Source organism: Pseudomonas sp. CJQ_9 (assembly GCF_043106615.1).
Classification (GTDB): Bacteria; Pseudomonadota; Gammaproteobacteria; order Pseudomonadales; family Pseudomonadaceae; genus Aquipseudomonas; species Aquipseudomonas juntendi.
In genome coordinates this window covers 105,882-114,116 of sequence record NZ_JBICMS010000092.1, presented here as the reverse complement: position 1 = coordinate 114,116, position 8,235 = coordinate 105,882, and the positions used below count along the sequence as shown (strand labels likewise).

Below are 8,235 nucleotides of genomic sequence, written 5' to 3'. Positions count from 1 at the left end.
AAAATATCTCGGCGAACACCCTCCAGCCCCCCACCCCCCTCAAACCGAACGACGCTTCTGCAAGATCCCCACCGGCACCTGCCCCTGCGAAACCGCCATATTCAAACTCAACTCAAACCGGCTCCCCAACCCGCGCGTCGACTCATGCGCCAACCGCGCACCCAGCAACTCGCCCATCTGCCGGCAGATCGACAACCCGATCCCCAACCCGCCATAGCGCCGGGTCATCGAGCCATCTACCTGGAAGAACCGCTGATACAACGTCGCCTGGTCCAGGTCATCGAAGCCGATACCGCTGTCGCTGACAGTGAAGGTCAGCGCCATGTCATCCGGCCCCACCCGGCGCCCGCGCACCTGGATCACCACACCGCCCTGATGGGTGAACTTCAACCCGTTATCCACCAGGCACCCCAGGCAACGCGCTAGCTTGGGCCCGTCACCCAGTAACCCATCCGGCAAATCGGCCGGGATATCCAGGCTCAGGTACAGGCCCTTGGCCAATGCCTGGCCGGCGTAACCTGCGCGCAGGCTCTGCAACAAGGTACGCAGGCTGAACGGCGCCGGCTGCGCCCGCAGGCGCCCCGCTTGCAGCTCGGACAGCGTAAGAATGGCATCGACCATGTCCATCATGCCTTGCGCCGAACCGACCGCTGTACGGTGGTACTGGGCCATCTCGCCTTCCATCGGCAAGGTATGCATCAACTCCAGCGAGCCAATCACCCCGTTCATCGGCGTGCGCAGTTCATGGGTCACACTGGCCAGAAATTCATCTTTCAACCGGTTGCTCCTGGCCAGTTGCACGTTCAGTTGTTCCAGCGTACGGCCGGTTTCACGCAAGGCCTGCGCCTGCTGCTCGCGCAGGATGTTGATGCGGTCGGCCAGCGCCAGCGACAGCAGTGCCACCTCCAATGCCGAACCCAGCTGGCTGGCATACATGGTGATGAACAGGTTCGGCAGGTAGCCCAGCACCATCAGGGTATTGACCAGGCCACCAAGCAGGAACGCCGTCCACGCAATGATGAACCAACGCGCCAGGCGCAACCCCCGCCACCAGGCATACAGCCCGGCGCTGAACACGCTGACGGTGAACAGCAGCGCCAACAGGGTGGCCACGCGCAGGGCCACCCCGTAGGCCATGCTCACGGCCAGCACCATGACCACCACGCCCCCCAGCATCAACAGTTGCAACAGCCGATCGAAGCCCCGGCTGATACTGCCAAGCTGCAGGAAGTGGCGGGCGAACTGGCAGGCGAACAGTGCGGCAGCACCGATGCTCAGCGGTGTCGCAGCATTCGCCCACCATGGGCTGTCCGGCCAGAAGTAGGCTACACCGGCGCCATTCACCGACACCTGGTAAAGGCCGAACGAGGCGATATAGAGGATGTAGTAGAGGTAGCTGACGTCGCGCACGCTGAGGTAGATGAACAGGTTGTACACCAGCATCACCAGCAGCACGCCATAAATCATGCCCAGCACATACAGGCGGGTCGGTTGCGCCTCGATATAGGCCTCGGGTGCCCATAGCGCCAGCGGCGCCTGCACCGAGCCCTGGCTATGCAGCCGCAGGTAAGCGGTAGTCACCTGGCCGGGCGGTAGCTGCAGCTCGAACAGATAATTGCTCTGGCGCACCTGCCGGCTGTCGTAGGGTAAGGCATCGCCGGTGCGCTGGGCTAGGCGGTAACCACCATTGCCATCGGCCAGGTACAGCTCCAGATGATCCAGGGGCGGGTAGGCCAGTTCCAGCAGCCACTGCCGGGGCGCAGCACCGGGCGCCGCAACCGGGCGCAACTCGACCTTGAGCCAGAACACCGAAGTGGAATAACCGGCGTTCAGCACCTCGTCTGGGTGTGGCCGGAAGTATCTGGCAAAGTCAGGGGCGCTGACTTGGGCGATGCTGCTACTGCCATCAGGGTCTTCATAAACCTGCATGACCTTGCCCAGCGGTAGGTGCCGGGTAGCCCCGTCGAAATCGACTGCGCCGGCCAGCACGGGCAGCACCCCCAGAAGCACAATCAGCAAATAGCGCATACAGCCCCAGCCTGGTCTGTGCAGTCGCGTCGGGGTTGCCTCCCATCCGTTTGAGACGACGTGATCCAGCAGAGTCCGTTTATCGAGTTATCCAAGCACTCTAGCATAGCTGTAAGCGCTGGCAATCGGCCATACCAAAACGCGAACAAAGGCCTCTAAATCAATAGTTTGAGGGGATATCCAAGCCATAAGCTGACCATTCGATCAGTAAATCTGGTTTGTCGGACGATTCTCCCAAACAGGTTTGGTGGTAAGCTCGCCGACCATGAATACCTACAGCTCCCGCCCCGTTGTCCTCTGTCTCTCCGGCCACGACCCAAGTGGCGGCGCCGGCCTGCAGGCAGATATCGAAGCCCTGCTCGCCCAAGGCTGTCACGCTGCACCCGCCGTGACTGCCCTGACCGTGCAGGATACCGTCAATGTTTCCGACTTCCGGGTACTCGACCGCGAGTGGGTGCTGGCCCAGGCTAACGCCGTACTGGCCGACTCCACGGTTGCCGCGGTCAAGCTCGGCATGCTTGGCTCGATCGACATGGTCGACACCGTCGCCGAGCTGCTGGCCGCACACCCGCACCTGCCGCTGGTCTGCGACCCGGTGCTGCGCGCCGGCGGCGGCGGCCGCCTGGGCAAGGATGAAGTAGGCTATGCCCTGCGCGAACGCCTGCTGCCGCTGGCGACCATCGCCACGCCGAACCTGCCTGAGGCGCGCATTCTCGCCGAACTGCCCGAGGGCAGCGCCGATGCGTGTGCCGAGAAACTCTTGCCGTTCTGCAAGCACCTGCTGATTACCGGCGGGCACGGCGACGAAGACGAAATCCACAACCGCCTGTACACCCAGAACGGCCAGCAATACACGTGGACCTGCCAGCGCCTGCCAGGCAGCTACCACGGCTCTGGGTGCACCCTGGCCAGCGCCCTGGCCGGCCGCCTGGCCCTGGGCGAGCAGCTGGAAAGCGCCGTACGCAGCGCCCTTGACTACACCTGGCGCACCCTGCGTGACGCCGAGCAGCTGGGCAAAGGCCAGTACGTGCCGCGCCGCCTGCCCCTGGACTTCTGCGCTTGAAGCGAGGCTTTCAATGAAGCTACGTGGTCTGTATGCCATTACCGACAGTCAACTGCTTGCCGGCCGTTTCCTGTCTTATGTCGAAGCGGCGCTGGAAGGCGGCGTGTGCCTGCTGCAGTACCGCGACAAAAGCGACGACGCAGCGCGCCGGCTGCGTGAAGCCGAAGCGCTGATGAAGCTGTGCGAGCGCTATGGCACCCAGCTGCTGATCAACGACGACGCCGAACTGGCCGCGCGCCTGGGCGTCGGCGTGCACCTTGGCCAGACCGACGGCCCGCTGACCCCGGCCCGGGCCCTGCTCGGCCGCCAGGCGATCATCGGTTCCACCTGCCACGCCAGCCTCGCGCTGGCCGCCCAGGCCGCCAAGGAAGGTGCCAGCTACGTGGCCTTCGGCCGCTTCTTCAACTCCGTGACCAAGCCCGGCGCGCCTGCCGCCAGTACCGAGCTGCTGGAGCAGGCTCGCGCCCAGGTAAAGCTGCCGATCGCGGTGATCGGCGGCATTACCCTCGACAACGCCGCCCCGCTGGTCGCCCATGGCGCCGACCTGCTGGCGGTGATCCACGGCCTGTTCGGTGCCGACAGCGCGCAGGAAGTTACCCGCCGCGCCCGCGCCTTCAACGCCTTGTTCGCATCCTGATTCGAGAGATTCCCATGTCCCGTTCCGAAGCCCTGTTCGCCCAAGCCCAGAAGCACATCCCCGGCGGCGTCAACTCGCCGGTCCGCGCTTTCAAGAGCGTTGGCGGTACGCCGCTGTTCTTCAAGCATGCCGAGGGCGCCTACGTCGTTGACGAGGACGACAAGCGCTATGTCGATTATGTCGGCTCCTGGGGCCCGATGATCCTCGGCCATGGCCACCCCGAGGTGCTGGAGTCGGTGCGCAGGCAGCTGCAGCACGGGCTGTCCTACGGTGCGCCAACGGCCATGGAAACCGAAATGGCCGACCTGGTCTGCTCGATCGTGCCGTCGATGGAAATGGTGCGCATGGTCAGCTCGGGCACCGAAGCCACCATGAGCGCCATCCGCCTGGCCCGTGGCTACACCGGCCGCGATGCCATCATCAAGTTCGAAGGCTGCTACCACGGCCACTCGGACAGCCTGCTGGTAAAAGCCGGCTCCGGCCTGCTGACCCAGGGCGTACCCAGCTCGGCCGGCGTGCCAGCCGACTTCGCCAAGCACACCCTGACCCTGCCGTTCAACGACATCGCTGCCGTCGAGAAGACCCTGGCCGAAGTTGGCCAGACCGTGGCCTGCATCATTGTCGAGCCAGTGGCCGGCAACATGAACTGCGTGCCACCGGCCCCGGGCTTCCTCGAAGGGCTGCGCGAGCAGTGCGACAAGCATGGCGTGGTACTGATCTTCGACGAAGTGATGACTGGCTTCCGCGTTTCCCTGGGTGGCGCCCAGGGCCACTACGGCATCACCCCGGACCTGTCCACCTTCGGCAAGATCGTCGGCGGCGGCATGCCGGTCGGCTGCTTCGGCGGCAAGCGTGAAATCATGGGCTGCATCGCCCCGCTAGGCCCGGTCTACCAGGCCGGCACCCTGTCGGGTAACCCGCTGGCCATGGCCGCCGGCCTGACCACCCTGAAGCTGATCAGCCGCCCCGGCTTCCACGCCGAGCTGACCGACTACACCAGCCGCATGCTCGACGGCCTGCAACAGCGCGCCGATGCCGCCGGGGTGCCGTTCGTCACCACCCAGGCCGGTGCCATGTTCGGCCTGTACTTCAGCGGTGCCGACGATATCGTCACCTTCGATGACGTGATGGCCAGCGACGCCGAGCGCTTCAAGCGCTTCTTCCACCTGATGCTCGACGGTGGCGTGTACCTGGCACCGAGCGCGTTCGAGGCGGGCTTCACCTCCATCGCCCATGGCGACAAGGAGTTGCAGATCACCCTGGATGCGGCTGAGAAGGCTTTTGCTGCCCTGAAGTGACGCTTTGCCTGTACCGGCCTCTTGGCAGGTTTACCCCGCGAAGAGGCCGGTCCAGGCAACAATCATTCATGCACAATCAGCTGACTTCACCCACCAAGCAGAAATTCGAGTAAAACTTTGTAAGGTTGGCGCTGCTTATCCCATAATGTGCCACCAGAGACATTGGCCGCAGCTTTGCAGAGGTAAGTCGATCCCCATGAACCGCACCGGCCGCGCCCTGACCCTGGGCTGCCTGTTGCTTCTTCAGCCCCTGCTGGCCCTGGCGGAGGGCGGTAACTCGTTGCTCATTCCGGCAGCGGGGCGCTGCACCTTGAACGTTCAGCCTGAAGACCTGGCAAACGCCCTCAAGGCCTGCGAGCAGACGGCGAGCGCGGGGGACGCCCAGGCGCAGTTCGAACTGGGCGAGTACTACTACACGCAAACCCCCAAGAACCTCAACAAAGCCCTGGACTGGTTCCAGAAAGCCTCGCTGCAAGGCCAGGCCGATGCCCAGTATCGCCTGGGGGCCATGTTCTTCCATGGCGAAGGGGTCAAGGCCAACAATGTGCAAGCCTATATCCTGCTGAAAATGGCCGCGGTCAACGGTGCCGAAGACGCGCTGGACATGGCCGACGAAGTGACCGAGCAAATGCCTCGCGACGACCTGGAGCATGCCACCCAGGTGCTCGGCCAGATTTTCCGCAAATACCTGCTGGAACTGCAGAACGCCGAAGGGCGCACGCCGTTCTCGCCATTGCCCTGACCGCCAGTACGCCAGCATGGGTACACGCGCCCGGTGCAGGGCGAACATACCCTTGATCGTTTCAGTGCTTTCGCCACTGCCATTCAAGGGTTATTCTTGAGTTCAACTCCATTGCCGTCGAGCGGCTAAAAACGACCTTGAACGCACCCATAGAACCCCATCGTTTCATCCTCGAACCTTTCGAGGCCAACCGTTTCGCCAACTTGTGCGGCCAGTTCGACGAGCACCTGCGCCTGATCGAACAGCGCCTGGCCATCGAAATCCGCAACCGTGGCAATCAGTTCGAACTGATCGGCGAACCCAAGACAACCTCTGCTGCTGAACAGCTGCTGCGCCGTCTCTACCGTGAGACCAAGGCCACTGACCTGTCGCCGGAAACCGTGCACCTGTACCTGCAGGAGTCGGCCGTCGAGCACATCGACAACCCGGCCGTCAACGAAGTCAGCGTGTCGCTGCGCACCCGCAAGGGCAATATCCGCCCGCGTGGTCTGAACCAACAGCGCTACGTCAAGGAAATCCTCGCCAACGACATCAACTTCGGCATCGGCCCGGCCGGTACCGGCAAGACGTACCTGGCAGTGGCCTGCGCGGTGGATGCACTAGAGCGCGAGCAGGTGCGCCGCATCCTGCTGGTACGCCCGGCGGTCGAGGCAGGCGAAAAGCTCGGCTTCCTGCCTGGCGACCTGGCGCAGAAGATCGACCCGTACCTGCGCCCGCTGTATGACGCTTTGTACGAAATGCTCGGCTTCGAGCACGTGGCCAAGCTGATCGAGCGCCAGGTCATCGAGATCGCCCCGCTGGCGTACATGCGCGGCCGCACCCTGAACAACAGCTTCATCATCCTCGACGAAAGCCAGAACACCACGCTCGAGCAGATGAAGATGTTCCTGACCCGTATTGGCTTCGGCTCTACCGCGGTGATCACCGGCGACATCACCCAGGTCGACCTGCCCCGTGGCACCAAGTCGGGCCTGGCACACGTCATCGAAGTATTGCGGGACGTGCCGGGTATCAGTTTCACCCACTTCCAGCCCAAAGACGTGGTTCGTCATCCACTGGTGCAGCGTATCGTCGAGGCCTATGACCGCTTCGATGCCCGCCAGGCCAAGCCTGAGGCACCCGGCAAAGATGCTTGAACTCGACATTCAACGGGCCACCGATGCCGCTGCCCCGGGCGACGATGACTTCCGCCGTTGGTGTGAGCTGGCCTTGCGCCAGCGCAGCGCCGACTCGGAAATGACCATTCGCCTGGTCGACGAAGCCGAAGGCCGTGAGCTGAACCACACCTACCGGCACAAGGACTACGCGACCAACGTGCTGTCGTTCCCTGCCGATGTACCCGATGACCTGCTCGATATCCCGCTACTGGGCGACCTGGTCATCTGCGTGGCGGTGGTCGAGCGCGAAGCAAGCGAGCAAGGCAAGTCGCTAGACGCGCATTGGGCCCACCTGGTCATTCACGGTTGCCTGCATCTGCTTGGCTACGACCACATCGAAGATGAGGAAGCCGAGGAAATGGAAGGCCTGGAACGAGAATTGCTGGCAGAACTGGGTCACCCCGACCCGTATGCCGATGATGAAACCGACACCCTCACACACTGATACACGAAGGATCACGAGAACCGCCATGAGCGAAGATCGATCGAGCAACGGGCAGAAGTCCTGGCTGGGTAAACTGACCCAGGCTTTTGCCCATGAGCCGAAAAACCGCCAGGAGCTGCTGGAGCTGCTGCGCGAAGCCCATCAGAACAAACTGCTGGACAGCGAGGCGCTGACCATTGTCGAAGGCGCCATCCAGGTCGCCGACCTGCAGGTGCGCGACATCATGGTCCCGCGCTCGCAGATGATCAGCATCAAGGCCAGCCAGTCGCCGCGCGAATTCCTGCCGGCGGTGATCGACGCCGCGCACTCGCGCTACCCGGTGATCGGCGAAAGCCACGACGATGTGCTCGGGATCCTGCTCGCCAAGGACCTGCTGCCGCTCATCCTCAAAGAGAACGGCGACAGCTTCAATATCAAGGACCTGCTGCGCCCGGCCACCTTCGTGCCCGAGTCCAAGCGCCTCAACGTGCTGTTGCGCGAGTTCCGTGCCAACCACAACCACATGGCCGTGGTCATCGACGAATACGGCGGCGTGGCCGGCCTGGTCACCATCGAGGATGTGCTGGAGCAGATCGTTGGCGATATCGAGGACGAGCACGATGTCGAGGAAGACAGCTACATCAAGCCGCTGCCCAGCGGTGACTTCCTGGTCAAGGCGCTGACCCCGATCGAGAACTTCAACGAGTTCTTCGACAGCGAGTTCTCCGATGACGAGTTCGACACCGTCGGCGGCCTGGTGATGAGTGCCTTTGGCCACCTGCCCAAGCGTAACGAAACCACCGAGATCGGTGCCTACAAGTTCCGTATTCTCAACGCCGACAGCCGGCGGATACACTTGCTGCGCCTGACCCCGATCAACCGTTAA

The 8,235-nt window shown here is 63.2% G+C and carries 8 protein-coding genes; 7 read left to right on the top strand and 1 reads right to left on the bottom strand.

All coding sequences use genetic code 11. The features are described from left to right. Nucleotides 1-39: 39 nt before the first annotated feature. Nucleotides 40-2,028: a sensor histidine kinase gene (locus tag ACF8SD_RS19715; protein WP_392484231.1), complete on the bottom strand. Its 1,989-nt coding sequence runs from the start codon at nt 2,026-2,028 to the stop codon at nt 40-42. 265 nt (nt 2,029-2,293) lie between these two features. Here ACF8SD_RS19715 and ACF8SD_RS19710 point away from each other — a divergent pair, with 265 nt between their 5' ends. The 7 genes from ACF8SD_RS19710 to ACF8SD_RS19680 all read left to right on the top strand — a co-directional run bounded on the left by ACF8SD_RS19710 (nt 2,294) and on the right by ACF8SD_RS19680 (nt 8,235). Next, nucleotides 2,294-3,091, top strand: a complete 798-nt coding sequence (locus ACF8SD_RS19710) for a hydroxymethylpyrimidine/phosphomethylpyrimidine kinase (protein ID WP_029884760.1) — start codon at nt 2,294-2,296, stop codon at nt 3,089-3,091. A 13-nt stretch (nt 3,092-3,104) separates the two neighbouring features. Further along, the gene (gene thiE / locus ACF8SD_RS19705) at nt 3,105-3,728 is read left to right on the top strand and encodes a thiamine phosphate synthase (protein ID WP_173891196.1); all 624 of its coding nucleotides are present in this window, start codon (nt 3,105-3,107) and stop codon (nt 3,726-3,728) included. A 14-nt stretch (nt 3,729-3,742) separates the two neighbouring features. Further along, entirely contained in the window at nt 3,743-5,026 is a 1,284-nt protein-coding gene (gene hemL / locus ACF8SD_RS19700; protein WP_009685400.1) for a glutamate-1-semialdehyde 2,1-aminomutase, read from the top strand. Nucleotides 5,027-5,222: 196 nt separating this feature from the next. Next, nucleotides 5,223-5,768 carry a tetratricopeptide repeat protein gene (locus ACF8SD_RS19695; protein ID WP_173891197.1) on the top strand — a complete coding sequence of 182 codons (546 nt, stop codon included), beginning with the start codon at nt 5,223-5,225 and terminating at the stop codon, nt 5,766-5,768. A gap of 137 nt (nt 5,769-5,905) precedes the next feature. Continuing rightward, nucleotides 5,906-6,904: a PhoH family protein gene (locus ACF8SD_RS19690; protein ID WP_009685398.1), complete on the top strand. Its 999-nt coding sequence runs from the start codon at nt 5,906-5,908 to the stop codon at nt 6,902-6,904. Beyond that, nucleotides 6,897-7,370, top strand: a complete 474-nt coding sequence (gene ybeY / locus ACF8SD_RS19685; protein WP_392484232.1) for an rRNA maturation RNase YbeY — start codon at nt 6,897-6,899, stop codon at nt 7,368-7,370. Before ACF8SD_RS19690 ends, ybeY begins: the two co-directional genes overlap by 8 nt. A gap of 25 nt (nt 7,371-7,395) precedes the next feature. Then, complete coding sequence (locus tag ACF8SD_RS19680) at nt 7,396-8,235, top strand: HlyC/CorC family transporter (protein ID WP_009685396.1); 840 nt, start codon at nt 7,396-7,398, stop codon at nt 8,233-8,235.